Genomic DNA, 17138 nt, shown 5'->3' with positions numbered 1-17138 from the left:
GCCACCGTCGGTCCACGTGTCCCACCCACCTCCTTTTCCGCGTTCGCAAGGAGTCTCTTCGCCATGCCCATCAAGACCTCGCCCAACGGCCCCCGGCCGCTGGGAACCAGCCGTACCCGCAGCCGGGCGGCGGTGGCCCTCTCGGTGGCCGCGCTGACCGTCGGCGCGGCCACCTCCGCGGGACCGGCGGTCGCCGAACCCCAGGCCGCTCCCGCGTGGGCGCCCTCCAACTGCGGACTGTCCTACCGGATCGAGCAGAGACTCTCCACCGGCACCACCTGGCGCATGTGCTGGCACTACGAGAGCGAGGCCGGGCTCGTCCTGGAGAACATCTCCTACCAGCCCAAGGGCGAGGCCCGCCCGATCAAGGTCCTCGCCAGCGCCAAGCTCGCCCAGATCCACGTGCCCTACGACGACGGCAAGGCCGAGTACGACGACCTCACCGGCGCCGGCTTCGGCCAGGGGCTGATGAACCTGGCCCCCGGCGAGTGCCCCGGCGGCACGATCAAGACCGTCAAGATCCCCAACGCCTGGGACCCGGAGCGCCCCACCGCCAACGGCCTGTGCACCACGACCCGTACGCGCGGCCACGCCTACCGCATGCAGGGCGACTCGGCGAACAAGGTCTACCAGGCCCAGGGCAAGGACCTGTTGGTCTACACCGTCAACCAGGTCGGCTGGTACGAGTACATCACCGAGTGGCGCTTCCAGGACGACGGCACCGTCAACATGAACGTCGGCGCCACCGGCAGCCTCTCGCCCGGCGACTACGACGCCGGTGACGGCCGCGGCTGGCCGATCGGCAAGGGCGCCAAGTCGTACGCCACGAGTCACAGCCACAACGTGTTCTGGCGGCTCCAGTTCGGCCTGGACGGCTCCTCCAAGAACAAGGTCGAGCAGTACGACTCCAAGGTCACCCCGCCCGCGAACGGCAACGAGGGGCCGACCAACAAGACCACCCGCACCAAGATCACCAAGGAACTCGCGGGCGACGCCAAGAACATGCGCTGGTGGCGGGTCGTCAGCGACATCGGGAAGAACAAGGACCTGCACGCGCGCTCGTACGAGATCGTCCCCGGCGCCACCACCAAGTACCCGGGGCGCAGCTTCACCAAGCACGACATCTACTTCACCGACTACAAGAAGTGCGAGCAGTTCGCCAGCAACAACCCGGCCAACTGCGGTACCGGTGCCGGAAAGTCCGTCGACAAGTGGGTGAACGGACAGACCCTCACCCACCCCGTCGCCTGGGTCAACGTGGGCTTCCACCACGTCGCGCGTGACGAGGACCAGCAGCCCATGCCGGTCCACTGGCAGGGCTTCTCCATCGCCCCGCGCGATGTCACGGCTATGAATCCGCTCACGCCGCCGGCGCTCGCCAACCAGAACGGTCAAGTGGAAAACGGTAGTTGAGAAACGACCTGTCCATCGGGCTGCACCGCTGACCGCTCCCGGAGTACCCTTCCTTGATCGTTGAGTGGGGGCTTGCTCCACGCGAGAGCTCGGGGGAGCGGAAGGCGGTGCGCGGGTGGGCTCGGGAGGGCTGGAGTTGCCTCCTGGTGACGAGGGTCACGAGGGGAACTCCACAGATGTCCCACCCGGTGCGGTGTCCCTGGCACGGCCGATGGAAATGGGATCCATTGGACCGGAACTGGACTGGGGCGCCGACGCCTGGAGCGAGGTGCGCACGCGCGCCCAGCGGGCCGGTCGTGCCTACATCTGGCTGAATCTGGTCGAACAGCGGCTGCGCGCGGTCGTGGCCGCTGTTCTCCGGCCCATCTACGAACCCGTCCACGGCGACGAGTGGGTGGTCGCCGCCGCCGGGCCCGCAGGCCAGGAGTGGGTGCAGCGGGCCGTCGCCGTACGCGAGGTCAGCCGCCGCAAGGGGTACTTGCTCGACCCCGCGGACGACAACGTCCTCAGTTTCCTGACCCTGCCGCAGCTGCGCGAGCTAATGGTGCAGCACTGGCCCTGCTTCGAGCCGTACTTCGACGAGCGCCGGGACGTCGAACTCGCCCTGGACGAGCTGGAAGTCACCCGGAACGTCGTCTCCCGCAACCGCGCCCTGTCCGAGGCGGTCCTCGCCCAGGCCGAGCGGGCCGCGTCGAAGCTCCTGGAGATCCTCGGCGCCGGCAGTGACGTGCCCTCCGCCCGCAGGCTGCCCGTGGACGCCGTCGAGAACCTGGTCGGCGACCGGTACGCGGACGTGGTCGGCGTGCACTCGGACCGGGTGCGGCTGCTGCGCCAGTTCCCCGCCGAGGACCTCTTCGGCGGCGCCCGCCGGCTCGACGCCATCGGCATCGGCCTGAACCTGCTGGTGCAGAACTTCTCCGGCCGCCGCCTCGTGCGGCTCGCCGAGTCGGGCTGCCGGGTGCGGCTGCTGTTCCTGAACCCCGCGTCCAGCGCGGTCAAGCGCCGTGAGCGGGAACTGGGCATCAAACGCGGCGAGTTGAGCCGCGCCGTGGAGATGAACATCCTGCACATGCGCCGGGTGCGGTCCCGGCTGCGCGACCCGGGCGCCTTCGAGATCCAGGTCTACGACGAGACGCCCCGCTTCACCGCCTACCTCGTGGACGGCGACGGCTCGGACGGCGTCGCGGTCGTGCAGTCCTATCTGCGCCGCACGCGCGGCATGGAGGCGCCGGTACTGGTGCTGCGCGGCGGGAGCCGAGTGGTCAAGGCGGACGAGGTCGACGAAGAAGGGCTTTTCTCCACATACCGAGAGGAGTTCGAGGTGGCCTGGGCGGATTCACGGCCGGTGTCCTGACGCTCCGGGCATGCCGGCAGCCGACGGAAGCGGAATGCGGCCCTCGGATTGTCAGTGGTGCATGGGATCGTGGAGACCACTGGGGGAAAGCACCACGAAGAAGGGGGGCCGCCCATGGGCTGGCACCGGGAGCTGCTGATCGGCTTCGACCTGGAGACGACCGGGACGGATCCGCGCGAGGCGCGCATCGTCACGGGGGCCGTGATCGAGGTCAAGGACGCGGAGGCCAGAGGGCGCCGTGAGTGGCTGGCCGATCCGGGCGTCGAGATTCCGGCGGACGCGGTGGCGGTGCACGGCATCTCGAACGAACGGGCGGCCTCCGAGGGCAGGCCCGCCGACGAGGTGGCCGACGCCATAGCGGGCGTCCTCGTCGCCTACTGGCAGACAGGCGTGCCCGTCGTCGCCTACAACGCGGCCTTCGACCTGACCCTGCTCTCCGCCGAGTTGCGGAGGTACGGTCTGCCGTCGCTGCGCGACCGGCTGGGCGGCATGGATCCGGCGCCCGTCATCGACCCGTACACGATCGACCGCTCGGTGGACCGCTACCGCCGCGGCAAGCGCAACCTCGAAGCGGTCTGCACGGAGTACGGCGTGTCGCTGCACACCGCCCACGACGCCTCCTCCGACGCGCTCGCCGCGGCCCGGCTGGCCTGTGCGATAGCCGACCGCCACCCGAAGGTCGCGTCCCTCGGCCCGGCGGAGCTGCACCGCAAGCAGATCGAGTGGTACGCCGAGTGGGCAACCGACTTCCAGAGCTTCCTGCGCCGCAAGGGCGAGGCCGACGCGGTGGTCGACGGCACCTGGCCGCTGCGGGACCTGGCGGACGAGCGGGTCTGAGCCCGCTCGGCGAACACGGATTCCAGAAAGGCCCCCCACGCGTTCCAGAAGGGGCCCACGGGTTCCAGAAGGGGCCCACGGGTTCTAGATGGGGCCCACGGGTTCTAGAAGGGGTACCAGCGCACGCTCTCGTCGCCGTCCCGCAAGGACGCCACCCTGCGCTCGAACTCGGCCAGCGCCTTGGGGTTCACCGGCGCGTGCTGCGCGACCCAGGCACAACTGGCGGTCTCCCGTGCTCCCCGGAGCACGGAACAGCCCTCCCACTCGCGCACGTCCCACCCGTACGCCTCGGTGAAGGAGTCGTAGGCCCCGTCCGGCAGGCCGTAGCGGTCGCGGGACAGGGCCATGACCACCAGGTCGTGCTCGCGCAGATCGGCGGAGAAGGTCTCCAGGTCGACCAGGACCGGGCCGTCGGGGCCGACATGGACGTTGCGTGGCAGCGCGTCCCCGTGGATCGGCCCCGGCGGCAGGTGCGGGGCGAGAGAGGCGGCGGCCGTCGCGAAGCCGTCGCGGCGGGACCGCAGATACGCCGCGTCCGCGGGGTCGACCGCGTCGCCCGCCAGCCGCAGCCAGCGCTCCACACCGCCCAGCAGTTCACGCGGCGGCAACGCGAAGGAGGGGGAGGGCAGTGCGTGCACCACCCGCAGCAGTTCGGCCAGATCGCGGGGCTCCGCGGGGCGTACGGGATCGGGCAGCCGGTGCCACACGGTCACCGGGTGGCCGTCGACCAGCCGCGCCTTCGGCTCGGCCGCCCGCACCGCCGGGACGCCCGCGTCGGCGAGCCAGGCCGCGATGTCCACCTCCCGCCGCGCACGGTCCAGGAGTTCGGCGTCGCGCCCCACCTTGACCACCAGGTCACCGGCGGCGAACACCGCGTTCTCGCCCAGGGCGAGGAGGGTCGCCTCCCGCGCCGACCCCCTCGACACCTCCGCCGCGGCCAGCACGTTCCGCGCCTCTGCCTCGTCCATCCCGCGCCTCCCCTGGTTCCCGCCGGTACCGGCACCCGACGTCACGATCACGCCATTCACGCCCGCCAGTGTCGCATTCGCACAGGTCGGACGCCCACGAAGGAGTCGCGCGCTGCCTTGACGCGGAGTCGGCCCGTCAGCACGATGACGGGGGCCGCCAGGGCGGCCAGACCCCCACGAGCCGCCCGAAGGAGCCGAATCGGTGACACTGGCGACCGCGACGAGGCGGCCGGCGAAGCGCACGTCCGGCGCGGGCGGAGAGCGCCCCGCCGCCGACCACGGCGCCTGGTTCCTGGTGCTGCCCGCGCTGATCCCCATCCTGGTGCTCAGCGTCGGACCGCTGCTGTACGGGATCACGCTGGCGTTCACCGACTCGCAGTCCGGGCGGACGAGGTCCACCCAGTGGATCGGGGTGCTCAACTTCCAGGACCTGCTGCACGACACGCTGTTCTGGGACTCGTTCCGGATCGGGCTGCTGTGGGCGGTGGGGGTGACCGTGCCGCAGTTCGTCCTCGCACTGGGACTCGCCCTGCTGCTCAACCAGGAACTCCGGCTGCGCTGGCTCGCCCGCGCCCTCGCGATCATCCCGTGGGCGATGCCCGAGGTCGTCGTCGGCGTGATGTGGCGGCTCGTCTACAACCCGGACGCGGGCATCCTCAACGAGACGCTGCGCGACTTCGGTCTCGGGGACGGCCGTGACTGGCTGAGCGGCCTGGCGACCGCCCTGCCCGCCGTCATCGTCGTCGGCGTCTGGGCGGGCATGCCCCAGACGACGGTGGCCCTGCTGGCCGGCCTGCAGAACACCCCGCGCGAACTGCACGAGGCCGCCGCGATGGACGGCGCGGGCGCCTGGCGCCGCTTCCGCACCGTCACCTGGCCCGCGCTGAGACCCGTCGCGCTCGCCGTCACGGCGCTCAACCTCATCTGGAACTTCAACTCGTTCGCCCTGGTCTACGTGCTGACCAACGGCGGTCCGGGCGGCCGGACCCGGCTGCCGATGCTCTTCGCCTACGAAGAGGCCTTCCACTACGGCCAGTTCGGCTATGCGGCGGCGATGGGCTGCGTGATGGTCGCGCTGGTCTCGGTCCTCCTCGCCCTCTTCCTCGTCGGCCGGCTGAGGGGAGGTGCGGACGCATGAGGACAAGCAGGGGCGCCCGCGCGGGCCAGTACCTCGCACTGCTCGGCTATCTCGTCTTCCTCGCCTTCCCCTTCCTCTGGCTGATCTCCACCGCCTTCAAGCCCCCGCGCGAACTGGCGAGCCTGCACCCCACCTGGATCCCCGAGAACCCCACCCTCGCCAACTTCCGGCAGGCCTTCGACGAACAGCCGCTGCTCCAGGCCGCGTTCAACTCCCTGATCGCGGCGTCCTGCGCCGCGGTCGTCGCCGTACTGATCGCCACCCCGATGGCCTACGTCATGGCGCGCCACCGCACCCGGCTCGCGAAGGCCGCCACCGGGTGGGTGGTGGTCAGCCAGGCGTTCCCGTTCGTGCTCGTGATCATCCCGCTGTTCCTGGTCCTCAAGAACCTCCGGCTGATCAACTCACTGCCGGGACTGGTCATGGTGTACGTGGTGTGGGCGCTGCCGTTCGCGCTGTGGATGCTGGTCGGCTACGTACGGGCCGTGCCCCCCGAGTTGGAGGAGGCCGCCGCGGTCGACGGGGCGGGCCGGGTGCGCACCCTGGTGTCCGTCACGGCGCCGCTGCTCGCGCCCGGCATCGTGGCGACGGCGCTGTTCGCTTTCATCAGCGCGTGGAACGAGTTCTTCTTCGCGCTCGTACTCCTCAAGACCCCGGAGAAACAGACGCTCCCGGTAATCCTCACCCACTTCATCGGAGCCGAGGGGGTCGCCGACCTCGGCCCGCTCGCCGCGGCGGCGTTCCTCGCCACACTCCCCTCGCTGGTCATCTTCGCGATCATCCAGAAGCGCATCACGGGCGGCATGTTCGCCGGGGCGGTGAAGAGCTGATGCGTACGCGCTGGATCCTCGTGCTGGTCATGGGGCTGCTGCTGACCGCCTGTTCCTCGGACGACGGCGCCTCCGACGGCAGGGTCACCCTCCGCTTCCAGTCGCTCGCCTGGCAGGAGGAGTCGGTCGACGCCAACAAGGAGCTGGTCGAGGAGTGGAACGCGACGCACCCGGACGTCAAGGTCGAGTATGTGCAGGGGAGTTGGGACAGCGTCCACGACCAACTGCTCACCTCCTTCGAGGGCGGTGAGGCGCCGGACGTCATCCACGACGCCTCGGACGACCTCGCGGACTTCGCGTACGGCGGGTATCTCGCCGACCTGCGCGAGCTGCTGCCCGAGCGGCTGAAGTCCGACATCCCGGAGCGCAGTTGGGAGACGGCGACCTTCGGGGACGGGATCTACGGTGTGCCGTTCCTCCAGGAGCCGCGTGTCCTGATCGCCAACGCCGAGTGGCTCAGGGATTCGGGTGTCCGCGTCCCGACGCCCCAGGAGCCGTGGACGTGGCAGGAGTTCCGCTCGATCGCGAAGGAGCTGAGTGGCGGAGGCAGGTACGGGGTCGCCTGGCCGCTCAAGGAACCGGTCTCGGCGACGCTCAACCTCTCCCTCTCCACCGGCGGGCAGATGTTCCACCGGGGCGCCGACGGCAAGGTGACGGTCCGTTTCGACGCGGCGGACGAGGTGGTGCCGAGGACGGTCCACGACGAGGTGAACACGGACGGCAGCGCGTCGAGCGCCACGCTCGGCATGGGCGGCTCGGACACCCTGCCCGGGTTCTTCGGCGGCAAGTACGCGATGGTCCCGCTCGGCTTCTCCTACCGTCAGCAGATCGTGCAGCAGGCGCCGAAGGGCTTCGACTGGCAGGTGCTGCCGGCCCCGGCCGGCGCGGACGGCCTCACCCAGGGCGTCAGCCCGCAGACGCTGTCCGTCGCCGAGGACAGCCCGTACAAGAAGGAGGCCGTCGAGTTCATCGACTTCCTGCTCCGGCCGGAGAACATGGTCCGGCTCGCCCTCGGCGACTGGATGCTGCCCACCGGCACCGCGGCCCTCAAGGACCCCGCCCTGCACACCGCCAAGGACGACTGGGCGACCGGCACCGCGCTCGCGGCCGGGTTGCGCTCGGCGCCCGCCCAGTCGGTACGCGGCTATCCGGAGTGGAAGGACAAGGTCGCCACCCCCGCGTTCCAGGAGTACTACAGCGGGGCGATCGGCATCGAGGAGCTGAGGAAGCGGCTGGTGGAGGACGGGAACCTGGTGCTGGCCCGCTACCAGCGGTGAGGTGCGATCGCCTGAGACGAGGGTCGGGCACCAGGGATGAGGAGACGGAACTGAGATGAGGCGCCGGAACCCGAGATGAGGCGCGGGCGTCTTAATGAATTGCACGAGACGTCTCGTCTCGCTTAGGGTCGGCGCATGACCACTCGACGCGCCCACATCGCCATGTTCTCCATCGCCGCCCACGGGCACGTGAACCCGAGCATCGAGGTGATCCGGGAGCTCGTGGCCCGCGGGCACCGGGTCACGTACGCGATCCCGCCGGTCTTCGCCGACAGGGTCGCCGCCACCGGTGCCGAGCCCGTCCTCTACACGTCGACGCTGCCGTCACCCGACGACGACCCCGCCGCCTGGGGGACCACCCTCCTCGACAACGTCGAACCCTTCCTGGCGGACGCGATCCAGGCGCTGCCGCAGCTCGTGAAGGCGTACGAGGGCGACGAGCCGGATCTCGTGCTGCACGACATCACCTCGTACCCCGCCCGGGTCCTGGCGCACCGCTGGGGTGTGCCCGCGGTCTCCCTCTCACCGAACCTCGTCGCCTGGACCGGATACGAGGAGGAGGTCGCCGAGCCGATGTGGGCGGAGCCCCGCCGCACCGAGCGCGGACAGGCGTACTACGCGCGCTTCGAGGCCTGGCTCGCGGAGAACGGGATCACGCAGGACCCCGACTCCTTCGCCGGACGTCCCGCCCGCTCCCTCGTCCTGATTCCCAAGGTGCTCCAGCCGCACGCCGACCGGGTGGACGAGACCGTTTACTCCTTCGTCGGCGCCTGTCAGGGCGACCGGTCGGCGCAGGGCGAGTGGCGGCGGCCCGTCGGCGCCGACCGGGTGCTGCTCGTGTCGCTGGGATCGAGTTTCACCAAGCAGCCCGGGTTCTACCGCGAGTGCGTCAAGGCCTTCGGGGACATGCCCGGCTGGCATGTCGTGCTCCAGGTCGGGAAGTTCGTCGACCCCGCCGAACTGGGCGAGGTGCCCGGCAACGTGGAGGTGCGCCAGTGGGTGCCGCAGCTCTCGATCCTGCGCCAGGCCGACGCGTTCATCACCCACGCCGGGGCGGGCGGCAGCCAGGAAGGGCTGGCGACGGCGACGCCGATGGTCGCGGTACCGCAGGCCGTCGACCAGTTCGGGAACGCCGACATGCTCCAGGCGCTGGGCGTGGCCCGGCACCTGCCGATGGAGGAGGCGACCGCCGAGGCCCTCCGGGAGGCGGTTCTCGCGCTCGCCGACGACCCCGAGGTGGCGCGGCGGCTGGCGGAGATCCGGGACGGAATGGCGGGGGAGGGCGGAACGCGGCGGGCAGCCGACCTCATCGAGGCCGAACTGCCCGCCGGCGTCCACGTGTAGCCGTACAGCCGACCTCATCGAGGCCGAACTGCCCGCCGACGTCCACGTGTAGCCGTACAGCCGAGCGGTACGGCGGAGCCCTACAGCCGAGCCGTACGGCCCGGCGCTACACCCCGGCCGTACAGCCGCACGGCGGTAAGTGACCGTGGCGCACGGCCACTTACAGGCCGTGCACCGCGGTCGGGTGTCTCTACACGCCCACCTTCTCGCCCTCGACGGCGGGCGGCTGGGGCGGGGCCAGGGCCTCGGCCGCCTCGTCGTGCGTCAGGTCGGGGAGGCGGTTCATCCACTTCGGCAGGTACCAGTTGCGCTCGCCGAGCAGGGCCATCACGGCCGGCAGCAGCACGCCGCGGATGATGGTCGCGTCGATGAGCACCGCCGCCGCCAGGCCCACACCCATCTGCTTCATGGACTGCATGGACAGCGTTCCGAAGATCGCGAAGACGGCGACCATGATGACCGCGGCGCTGGTGACGACACCGGCCGTGGTGACCACGCCGTGCCGGATGGCGTCCGTCGTCGACAGGCCCCGCAGCCGTGCTTCGCGGATCCGCGAGACCACGAACACGTGGTAGTCCATCGAGAGCCCGAAGAGGATCACGAAGAGGAACAGCGGCAGCCAGGTGATGATGGCGCCCACGCCCTCCGCGCCCACCAGCGACGCGCCCCAGCCGTGCTGGAAGACGCCGACCAGGATGCCGTAGGCGGCCGCGACCGAGAGGAGGTTGAGGACGATCGAGGTGATCGCGATGGTCAGTGAGCGGAACGAGAGCAGCATCAGCAGGAAGGCGAAGACGACCACGAACGCGAAGACCGGGGTCACCGAGCCGACCAACTGCTCGTTGAAGTCGGCCGATCCGGCGACCTGCCCGGTGATCGGCGCCTGCACCCCGTCGACCTTGCCGAGCGTGTCGGGACGCACGGTGTCGCGCAGCAGCGTCAGGCTCTTCTCGGCCTTGTCCTGGTCGGAACCGCCCACCAGCGGTACGTAGACGAAGGCGACGTTCTGCGCGTCGTGCACCTTGATGTCGACCGGGCCGAGCGAGGCACCCGAACCGACCGCCTCCGTACGGAAGTCGGCGAGCGCGGCCTTCACGTCGGCGGCGTTGATGTCGTCGGCCTTGACGACCACCTCGGCGGGCTCGGAACCGCCCGGGAAGGCGTCGTTGACCCGGTTGTACGTGCCCACGATCGGCAGCGAGTCGCCGAACTCCTGGTCCAGGGTGAGGTTCTGGGTCTTCATGCCGAGTGCGGGAGCCGAGATGGCCAGCAGCGTGCCCGCGGCGATGACCAGCGCGATCGCGGGCCTGGCGAGGACGACCTTCAGCACGGCGCCCCAGAAGCGGCTCTCGCCGTTGCCCTTGCCCTTGCCCTTGCCCTTGCCCTTGCCGTTGTCCTTGCCGTTGGCGCGACGCTTGGCGCGGTGCAGGAACGGGACCCGGCCCTTCTCGACCCGCTCGCCGAGCAGCGACAGCAGGGCCGGCAGCACCGTCACGGAACCGACCATGGCGACGGCCACGACCATCAGCGAGGCGAGGCCCATCGCCTCGAACTCGGCGAGCCCGGTGAAGAGCATGCCCGCCATCGCCACGCACACCGTCACACCCGAGACGACGATCGCGCGGCCACTGGTGGCGGCGGCGATCCGCAGCGCGGTCTGCGCGTCGCGGCCCGCCTCGCGCTCCTCGCGCTCACGGCGGAGGTAGAACAGGCAGTAGTCGACGCCGACGGCCAGACCGACCAGCAGCATCACGGAGTTGGCCGTGTCGCTCATCGGCATCACATGGCTGACGATGCCCATCAGGCCCATCGTCGCGATGATCGCGGTGACCGCGAGCGCCACCGGCACCAGCGCCGCCACCAGCGCGCCGAACGCGATCAGCAGGATGCCGAAGGCCACCGGCACGGCCGATATCTCGGCCCGCTTGAAGTCCTCGCCGAACGCGTCGTCGAAGGTCTTCATCATGCTGGCGCCGCCGATCTCCTCGATCCGCAGCTCCGCGTGCTCCTTCTGCACCCCCTCGACGGCCTTCAGGACCGGCTCGACCCGCTCGCCCGCGGTGTCGGAGGCGCCGCGCATGTCGAACTGCACCAGGACGCTGCGACCGTCCTTCGAGATGGTCCCGGTGTCGTACGGCGAGGTCACGTCCGTGGCCTCGCCGGTGCCCTCGACCGCCTCGACGACGTCCGAGACGGCGCTGCGGAACCCGGCGTCCGTGGCCTTGGTGCCGGCGTCCTTCGCCTGGATCAGGACGCTCTCACTGGCCGGCTCCTCGATCCCGGCGTCCTCGACTATCTTCGCGGCGGTGTGCGTCTCGCCCTTGAGCTGGTCGCTGTCCTTGACGTCGACGCGACCCGCGGCCGAGCCGAGCCCCATCGCCAGGACGACGAACAGCACCCAGATTCCGACGGCCGCCCATCGGTGGCGGGCGCTCCAGCCGCCCGCTCTGGCGGCGATCCCCCGCACCCTCGTGTCTCCGTTCCGCATGACGGGCAAGCCCCCTCGTCCGCGGTGACAGCCACCTGCCGCCACCTCGCACTTCGAAGGTATGGGCCGGATAAGAGCGTCTCGTCGTACTCCCCGGTGAGCCGCCGGGGCCCGGACTCCTCCCCTCGGACCGGAAGGTCTCCGCACTGCGGAGGATGAGGGCCCCTTACATATATCGGGGCCTCTCGGGGGTCGTGATCAGGGTCGGCGATCTTCCCGCCCATCGAGTGCGGACCTGCCGTGACCGCACCTATCGTGGGCGGATGACGACGTATGCGGCGCTGCTGCGCGGGATCAACGTGGGCGGCAGCAAGAAGGTGCCGATGGCCGAACTGCGCACGCTGCTGGAGGGTCTCGGGTACGACGGCGTACGCACGTATCTCCAGAGCGGCAACGCCGTCTTCACCGCCGGCCAGGGCGACGAGGAGTCCCTCGCCGCCGAGCTGGCGGCGGCGATCGAGAAGCACTTCGGCTTCACGGTGGGGGTCCTGGTCCGCGACCACGCGTACCTCAGGGCCGTTCGCGAGGGCTGCCCGTTCCCGGCCGCCGAACTGGAGGCCAAGCAGCTGCACGTCACGTACTTCTCCGGCCCCGTGGACCCCGAGCGGTTCGCCCCCGTCGACCAGGCGGCCTTCCTCCCGGAGGAGTTCCGCCTCGGCGACCGCGTCCTCTACCTGTACGCCCCCGACGGCCTCGGCCGCTCCAAGCTCGCGGAGGCTCTGTCCAGGCCCGGACTCCTCAAGGGCTTCACGGCCACCACCCGCAACTGGAACACCGTCGTCAAACTGGAGGAGCTGACCGCCGCCCCCGCCGCGGAGTGACCTGGGGTACGCCGCCCAGCGCGTCGAGGCATGACATGTCCTCGTCGGTGAGCCGCACGCCCGCCGAGTCGAGGTTCTCATCGAGGTGCGCGAGCGAGCCGGTGCCCGGTGTCGGACAGAGCACCGGGGAGCGCCGCAGCAGCCAGGCCAGCGCGATCTGGCCCGGAGTCGCCCCGTGCGCGGCGGCGACCTCGGCGCACACCGGGTCGGACGTGAGGGAGCCGTTGCCGAGCGGGAACCAGGGCAGGAAGGCGATCCCCCGCGCCTCGCACAGCTCCAGCAACGCCTCCGAGCCGCGGTCGAGCAGGTTGTAGCGGTTTTGCACGGCGGCGATGCCGGTCGACTCCAGTGCGGACGCGAGCTGTTCGACGGTGACGGTGTCCAGCCCGATGTGCCGGATCTTGCCCTGCGCGCGCAGTTCGTCGAGTGCGCCCAGCTGTTCGGCCGCCGGCACCTCCGGGTCCAGCCGGTGCAACTGGTACAGGCCGATCGTGTCGAGCCGCAGCCGCCGCAGGCTCGCCTCGCACATCGCCCGCAGCTGCTCGGGCCGCCCGGCGATGTGCCACGCCTGGTCACCGGTACGGACGACTCCGCCCTTCGTGGCGATCAACAGGCCCTCGGGGTAGGGGTGCAGAGCCCGCGCCACCAGTTCCTCGGCGATCGAAGGGCCGTAGTTGTCGGCGGTGTCGATCAGCGTGACCCCGCGTTCGACGGCCCGCCGGAGTACGGCCACCGCGTCCCGGGGGTCGCCGCGCGGCCCCCAGTAACCGGGCCCGGTCAGCTGGGCGGTGCCGTAACCGAGCCGCCGTACCGGCAGGTCTCCGCCGATCCTGATTCTCTCCTCGCCCATTCGGTGCACAGTACACGCGGCCCGCTGGGCGGTGAGGCTGTCGCGTTTGTTCAAGAGGAGCGCGGGCCGCGTCCCTAGCGTGGGGTTCATGAACCGAGAGAGCGTCCACCCGTACATGATCGAATGCGCCACGGAGGCCGCCCGGGTGGCCCGCGGTGTCACCGAGGGCCGGCTCGCGGGGCCCACCCCCTGCGCGGACTGGGACCTACGGACCCTGGTCAACCACTGGGTCCTCTACACCTCGCACGGACTGGAGCACCGGGCGCTGCGCGAGCAGCTCTCCGAGGAGCTCACCGGGCGGGACTTCACGGCCGGTCCCGGCTGGGCGGCGGCGTACGCCGAGCAGCTCGACCGGGCCGTCGCCGCCTGGGCCGACCCCGCCGTGTGGGAGGGCGAGGTCGACCTCGGAGGCGGGAGGATGCCGGCCGGTGAACTCGCCTCGATGATCGTCAAGGAGATGGCGGTGCACGGCTGGGACGTCGCCACGGCGACCGGCCAGGACTTCCACGTCTCGGACGGCGCCGGACAACTCGTCCTGGACGTCGTCGAGACACACGGCGACCTCTACCGCCAGTACGACGGCTTCGCCGACCCGGTGACCGTGCCCGCCGACGCGCCCGCCTTCGAACGGGCGCTGGCGACAAGCGGCCGCGATCCGCACCGGCCCGCCACGGACCGCGTGGAGAGCTGACGCGGCACGGGTTGGGGCGCTGCCGGGGCTTCGGGCGGCTGGGGGTGCCGTGAGGGCTTCGGCCGGGTTGGGGTGCTGCGGGGGCTTCGGCTGCTTCGGGGCGCTGCTGGGGCTTCGGGCGGTTCGGGGCGCCGTGGGGACTGCGTGCGGGGTCGGGCCACTGCCGGGACTCCGCGCGGGTTCGGGGTGGCGTGGGGACTGCGCGCGGGTCAGGGAACCGCCGGGACTGCGCGCGAGGTCGGGTCACCGCCGGGACTCCGCGCGGGTTCGGGGTGGCGTGGGGACTGCGCGCGGGTCAGGGAACCGCCGGGACTGCGCGCGGGTTCGGGGTGGCGTGGGGACTGCGCGCGGGTCAGGGAACCGCCGGGACTGCGCGCGGGTTCGGGGTGCCGCGGGGGACTGCGCGTGGGTCGGGGTGTCGCCGGGGCTGCGCGCGGGCCGGGCCATCGCCGGGCCGGGACTGCGCGGGGTTGGGCCACTGCCGGGACTCCGCGCGGGGTCGGGCCACTGCCGGGACTCCGCACGGGTTCGGGGTGCCGCGGGGGGCGGCGCGTGGGTTAGGGAACCGCCGGGACTGCGCGCGGGTTCGGGGTGCCGCGGGGGACTGCACGCGGGCCGGGCCAACGCCGGGACTCCGCGCGAGGCCAAGCCGTCGCCGGGACTCCGCGCGGGGGTGGTCAGCCCGCTGCGGCCAGGGCCGGCAGGGAAGCCTCGTCGTAGCGCTCCAGCAGGAGCCGCGCCACCTCCGGTGCGGGGCCGAGTACCTCGGCGAGTACGTCGGCCTCGGCGGCGCCCCGCGCGATGCGGTCCGGCAGGAAACCGGGCGCGAGGACATAGCGCGCCACCGCGACCCGGTCACAGCCCCGTCGGCGCAGCTCGCGCACGGCGTCCTCCGTACGGGGCAGCGCCGCCGAGGCGAACGCCGGCCGCACGGCCCGCCAACCGGTGTGCCGCCACTCCCGCGCGATCTCGGCGATCACCGCGATCGCCTCCGGGTCAGAGGACCCCGCCGAGGCCAGCACGACACCGGTCGAGGACTTGTCGGCAGGCGTCAACCCGGCCTCGTACAGCCGCCGTTCGAGGGCGGAGAGCAGCAGCGGCGAGGGGCCGAGCACCTCCGCCTGGCGGATCCGGAGCTGTCGCGGTGCGGCGCGCAGGACCGCCGGGATGTCCGACTTCGCGTGGAAGGCGCGGGTCAGGAGCAGCGGCAGGGCGACCACGTCCCGTACGCCCTCGGCCGCCAGGGACTCCAACACCCCGTTCACGGACGGGATGTTGAAGTCCAGGAAGCCGGTCTCGACCCGGACTCCGGGGCGCTGCGCCCGTACCCGCCGCACCAGGGCGTGCACCGTCGCGGCATGCCGCGGGTCGCGGCTGCCGTGGGCGATGACCAGAAGGACCGGTTGAGGGCGCATGTTCGGCTCAGCTCTTCACCAGCAGGCCACGGCTGCGGAGCACCCACCGCTCCACCGGGCTGAAGATGAGCAGGTCGATGGCGATTCCGACGAACAGGATGAGCAGGATGGCGAGGAAGACGGTCGCCATGTCGCTGTTGTTGCGGCCGTTCTCCAGCAACTGGCCCAGGCCCACGCCCAGATCGGGGAAGCTCGCGATGATCTCCGCCGCCATCAGCGAACGCCAGGAGAACGCCCAGCCCTGCTTAAGCCCCGCGACATAGCCGGGCAGCGCGGCCGGCATGACCACGTGCCAGGTGCCGCGCAGCCCGGTCGCCCCCATCGTGCGGCCGGCGCGCAGGTACAGCGGCGGCACCTGGTCGATGCCCGAGACCAGGCCGTTGGCGATCGAGGGGACCGCGCCGAGCAGGATCACCGCGTACATCATCGAGTTGTTCAGACCCAGCCAGATCACGGCCGGCGGGACCCACGCCACCGACGGGAGGGACTGGAGTCCCGACAGGATCGGGCCGATCGCCGCCCGGACGAACTTCACGCGCGCCACCAGCAGCCCCAGCGGGGTACCGATGGCGAGCGCCAGGACGAAGCCGGCCAGGCCGCGCGAGACGCTCGTCCAGATGTAGCCGAGGAGCTTGCCCTCCAGCCAGGCCTGCTGGATCTGGTCCCAGACGGCGCCCGGCGAGGGCAGCTTGCTCGGGTCGGTGACGATCTCGAAGGAGACCAGCGCCTGCCACACCAGCAGCACCAGCGCGATGGCGATGACCGGCGGCAGGATCTTCTGCACGAAGGTCTGCCGGAAGGGGGTCCGGCCCGTGTGGGTCGTCGTCTCCAGGGCGTCGAGGCCCGCCTCCAGACCGGAGAGGTCGTGCCTGTCCCTGACGGCCGCGTCGGTCTTGGTCTCAGTGCTGGCCATGACGGCGGATCTCCCCACGCAGTTCTTCGGTGATCTCGACGGACAGCTCAGCCACGGCGGCGTCCTCGATGCGGCGCGGCTGCGGGATCTCCACCGTCCACTCGCGCGCGATCCGCCCGGGACGGGAGGAGAGCAGGACGACCCGCTCCGCGAGCCGGACCGCCTCACGCACGTTGTGCGTCACGAACAGCACCGACACGTTCGTCTCACGCCAGATACGGGTCAGCTCGTCGTGCAGCACGTCCCGGGTGATGGCGTCGAGAGCCGCGAACGGCTCGTCCATCAGCAGCAGTTGGCTGTCCTGCGCGAGCGCGCGGGCCAGCGCGACCCGCTGCCGCATACCGCCGGACAGCTCGTGCACCCGCTTGCCGTACGCGCCGTTCAGGCGGACGAGTCCGAGCAGCTCCTCGGCCTTCTCGCGCCGCTCGGTCTTCGCGACGCCCCGCAGACGCAGGGCCAGTTCGATGTTCTTGCCCGCGGTCAGCCACGGGAAGAGGGCGTGCTCCTGGAACATCAGGGCCGGGCGGCCGTTCGTCGAGATGCTGCCGGCGGACGGGGCGTCGAGCCCCGCCACCAGGTTCAGCAGCGTCGACTTGCCGCAACCCGAGGCCCCCAGGAGGGTGACGAACTCGCCCGGCGCGACATCGAGGGTGATGTCGTCGAGGACCAGCTGCTGCCCGGCGGGCCCGGCGAAGGACTTCGAGACATGCTCGATACGGGCGGCATGCCGCACCGCTTCGGCGCCGTCGGCAGCCTTGGCGAGTGTGGTGGCCATGGTCGTCACCTCCTGGGAACTCAT

The 17138-nt window shown here is 71.2% G+C and carries 15 protein-coding genes; 9 read left to right on the top strand and 6 right to left on the bottom strand.

Going from position 1 to position 17138, the window contains the following annotated elements; genetic code table 11:
* Positions 1–63: 63 nt before the first annotated feature.
* The 3 genes from ACIP79_RS21855 to ACIP79_RS21845 all read left to right on the top strand — a co-directional run bounded on the left by ACIP79_RS21855 (position 64) and on the right by ACIP79_RS21845 (position 3604).
* Entirely contained in the window at positions 64–1413 is a 1350-nt protein-coding gene (locus ACIP79_RS21855; protein WP_401225764.1) for a copper amine oxidase, read from the top strand.
* A gap of 115 nt (positions 1414–1528) precedes the next feature.
* Positions 1529–2767 carry an SAV2148 family HEPN domain-containing protein gene (locus tag ACIP79_RS21850; RefSeq protein ID WP_401225761.1) on the top strand — a complete coding sequence of 413 codons (1239 nt, stop codon included), beginning with the start codon at positions 1529–1531 and terminating at the stop codon, positions 2765–2767.
* 114 nt (positions 2768–2881) lie between these two features.
* The gene (locus tag ACIP79_RS21845; RefSeq protein WP_401225758.1) at positions 2882–3604 is read left to right on the top strand and encodes a 3'-5' exonuclease; all 723 of its coding nucleotides are present in this window, start codon (positions 2882–2884) and stop codon (positions 3602–3604) included.
* A gap of 104 nt (positions 3605–3708) precedes the next feature.
* On the opposite strand, the gene ACIP79_RS21840 is transcribed toward ACIP79_RS21845, so the two are convergent.
* Positions 3709–4572, bottom strand: coding sequence for a phosphotransferase enzyme family protein (locus ACIP79_RS21840; protein WP_401225756.1), 864 nt, complete (start codon positions 4570–4572; stop codon positions 3709–3711).
* A 202-nt stretch (positions 4573–4774) separates the two neighbouring features.
* Here ACIP79_RS21840 and ACIP79_RS21835 point away from each other — a divergent pair, with 202 nt between their 5' ends.
* The 4 genes from ACIP79_RS21835 (at position 4775) to mgt (ending at position 9161) form a co-directional block, all read left to right on the top strand.
* Entirely contained in the window at positions 4775–5710 is a 936-nt protein-coding gene (locus ACIP79_RS21835) for a carbohydrate ABC transporter permease (protein ID WP_401225754.1), read from the top strand.
* Complete coding sequence (locus ACIP79_RS21830) at positions 5707–6540, top strand: carbohydrate ABC transporter permease (protein ID WP_401225751.1); 834 nt, start codon at positions 5707–5709, stop codon at positions 6538–6540. The genes ACIP79_RS21835 and ACIP79_RS21830 overlap by 4 nt, the downstream gene beginning before the upstream one ends.
* Positions 6540–7817 (top strand): ABC transporter substrate-binding protein, encoded by a 1278-nt coding sequence (locus ACIP79_RS21825; protein WP_401225749.1) that lies wholly within the window; start codon positions 6540–6542, stop codon positions 7815–7817. Before ACIP79_RS21830 ends, ACIP79_RS21825 begins: the two co-directional genes overlap by 1 nt.
* Positions 7818–7952: 135 nt before the next feature.
* Positions 7953–9161 carry a macrolide-inactivating glycosyltransferase gene (gene mgt, locus ACIP79_RS21820; RefSeq protein WP_401225747.1) on the top strand — a complete coding sequence of 403 codons (1209 nt, stop codon included), beginning with the start codon at positions 7953–7955 and terminating at the stop codon, positions 9159–9161.
* A gap of 190 nt (positions 9162–9351) precedes the next feature.
* On the opposite strand, the gene ACIP79_RS21815 is transcribed toward mgt, so the two are convergent.
* Positions 9352–11649, bottom strand: a complete 2298-nt coding sequence (locus tag ACIP79_RS21815) for an MMPL family transporter (protein ID WP_401225744.1) — start codon at positions 11647–11649, stop codon at positions 9352–9354.
* 263 nt (positions 11650–11912) lie between these two features.
* Between ACIP79_RS21815 and ACIP79_RS21810 the strand changes: the two genes are divergently transcribed.
* On the top strand, positions 11913–12470 hold the full coding sequence (locus tag ACIP79_RS21810; RefSeq protein ID WP_401225741.1) for a DUF1697 domain-containing protein: 558 nt from the start codon (positions 11913–11915) through the stop codon (positions 12468–12470).
* Here ACIP79_RS21810 and ACIP79_RS21805 read toward each other — a convergent pair.
* Positions 12430–13320 carry an aldo/keto reductase gene (locus tag ACIP79_RS21805; RefSeq protein ID WP_401225738.1) on the bottom strand — a complete coding sequence of 297 codons (891 nt, stop codon included), beginning with the start codon at positions 13318–13320 and terminating at the stop codon, positions 12430–12432. The two genes, ACIP79_RS21810 and ACIP79_RS21805, sit on opposite strands and share 41 nt — an antisense overlap.
* 88 nt (positions 13321–13408) lie before the next feature.
* Between ACIP79_RS21805 and ACIP79_RS21800 the strand changes: the two genes are divergently transcribed.
* A complete protein-coding gene (locus tag ACIP79_RS21800) occupies positions 13409–14011 on the top strand; it encodes a TIGR03086 family metal-binding protein (protein WP_401225736.1) in 603 nt (200 codons plus the stop codon).
* Positions 14012–14688: 677 nt separating this feature from the next.
* Here ACIP79_RS21800 and ACIP79_RS21795 read toward each other — a convergent pair.
* From ACIP79_RS21795 to ACIP79_RS21785, 3 genes are read right to left on the bottom strand one after another with little or no spacing between them, the layout of a single operon-like run.
* The gene (locus ACIP79_RS21795) at positions 14689–15426 is read right to left on the bottom strand and encodes a sirohydrochlorin chelatase (protein WP_401225733.1); all 738 of its coding nucleotides are present in this window, start codon (positions 15424–15426) and stop codon (positions 14689–14691) included.
* A 7-nt stretch (positions 15427–15433) separates the two neighbouring features.
* The gene (locus ACIP79_RS21790) at positions 15434–16339 is read right to left on the bottom strand and encodes an ABC transporter permease (RefSeq protein WP_383684370.1); all 906 of its coding nucleotides are present in this window, start codon (positions 16337–16339) and stop codon (positions 15434–15436) included.
* On the bottom strand, positions 16326–17114 hold the full coding sequence (locus tag ACIP79_RS21785) for an ABC transporter ATP-binding protein (RefSeq protein WP_401225730.1): 789 nt from the start codon (positions 17112–17114) through the stop codon (positions 16326–16328). Before ACIP79_RS21785 ends, ACIP79_RS21790 begins: the two co-directional genes overlap by 14 nt.
* Between the last annotated feature and the right edge of the window lie 24 nt (positions 17115–17138).

It is taken from the genome of Streptomyces sp. NPDC088747, assembly GCF_044751025.1.
Taxonomy (GTDB): Bacteria; Actinomycetota; Actinomycetes; order Streptomycetales; family Streptomycetaceae; genus Streptomyces.
Note: the sequence above shows the minus strand (reverse complement) of the source record. Positions and strands in the feature narration are given on the sequence as shown.

Bases quoted from the DNA above. Each gene is read 5' to 3' on its own strand.
- mgt (WP_401225747.1), top strand. From the start codon at position 7,953: ATGACCACTCGACGCGCCCACATCGCCATGTTCTCCATCGCCGCCCAC.
- ACIP79_RS21855 (WP_401225764.1), top strand. From the start codon at position 64: ATGCCCATCAAGACCTCGCCCAACGGCCCCCGGCCGCTGGGAACCAGC.
- ACIP79_RS21810 (WP_401225741.1), top strand. From the start codon at position 11,913: ATGACGACGTATGCGGCGCTGCTGCGCGGGATCAACGTGGGCGGCAGC.
- ACIP79_RS21825 (WP_401225749.1), top strand. From the start codon at position 6,540: ATGCGTACGCGCTGGATCCTCGTGCTGGTCATGGGGCTGCTGCTGACC.
- ACIP79_RS21800 (WP_401225736.1), top strand. From the start codon at position 13,409: ATGAACCGAGAGAGCGTCCACCCGTACATGATCGAATGCGCCACGGAG.
- ACIP79_RS21790 (WP_383684370.1), bottom strand. From the start codon at position 16,339: ATGGCCAGCACTGAGACCAAGACCGACGCGGCCGTCAGGGACAGGCAC.
- ACIP79_RS21805 (WP_401225738.1), bottom strand. From the start codon at position 13,320: ATGGGCGAGGAGAGAATCAGGATCGGCGGAGACCTGCCGGTACGGCGG.
- ACIP79_RS21845 (WP_401225758.1), top strand. From the start codon at position 2,882: ATGGGCTGGCACCGGGAGCTGCTGATCGGCTTCGACCTGGAGACGACC.
- ACIP79_RS21830 (WP_401225751.1), top strand. From the start codon at position 5,707: ATGAGGACAAGCAGGGGCGCCCGCGCGGGCCAGTACCTCGCACTGCTC.
- ACIP79_RS21785 (WP_401225730.1), bottom strand. From the start codon at position 17,114: ATGGCCACCACACTCGCCAAGGCTGCCGACGGCGCCGAAGCGGTGCGG.
- ACIP79_RS21795 (WP_401225733.1), bottom strand. From the start codon at position 15,426: ATGCGCCCTCAACCGGTCCTTCTGGTCATCGCCCACGGCAGCCGCGAC.
- ACIP79_RS21815 (WP_401225744.1), bottom strand. From the start codon at position 11,649: ATGCGGAACGGAGACACGAGGGTGCGGGGGATCGCCGCCAGAGCGGGC.
- ACIP79_RS21840 (WP_401225756.1), bottom strand. From the start codon at position 4,572: ATGGACGAGGCAGAGGCGCGGAACGTGCTGGCCGCGGCGGAGGTGTCG.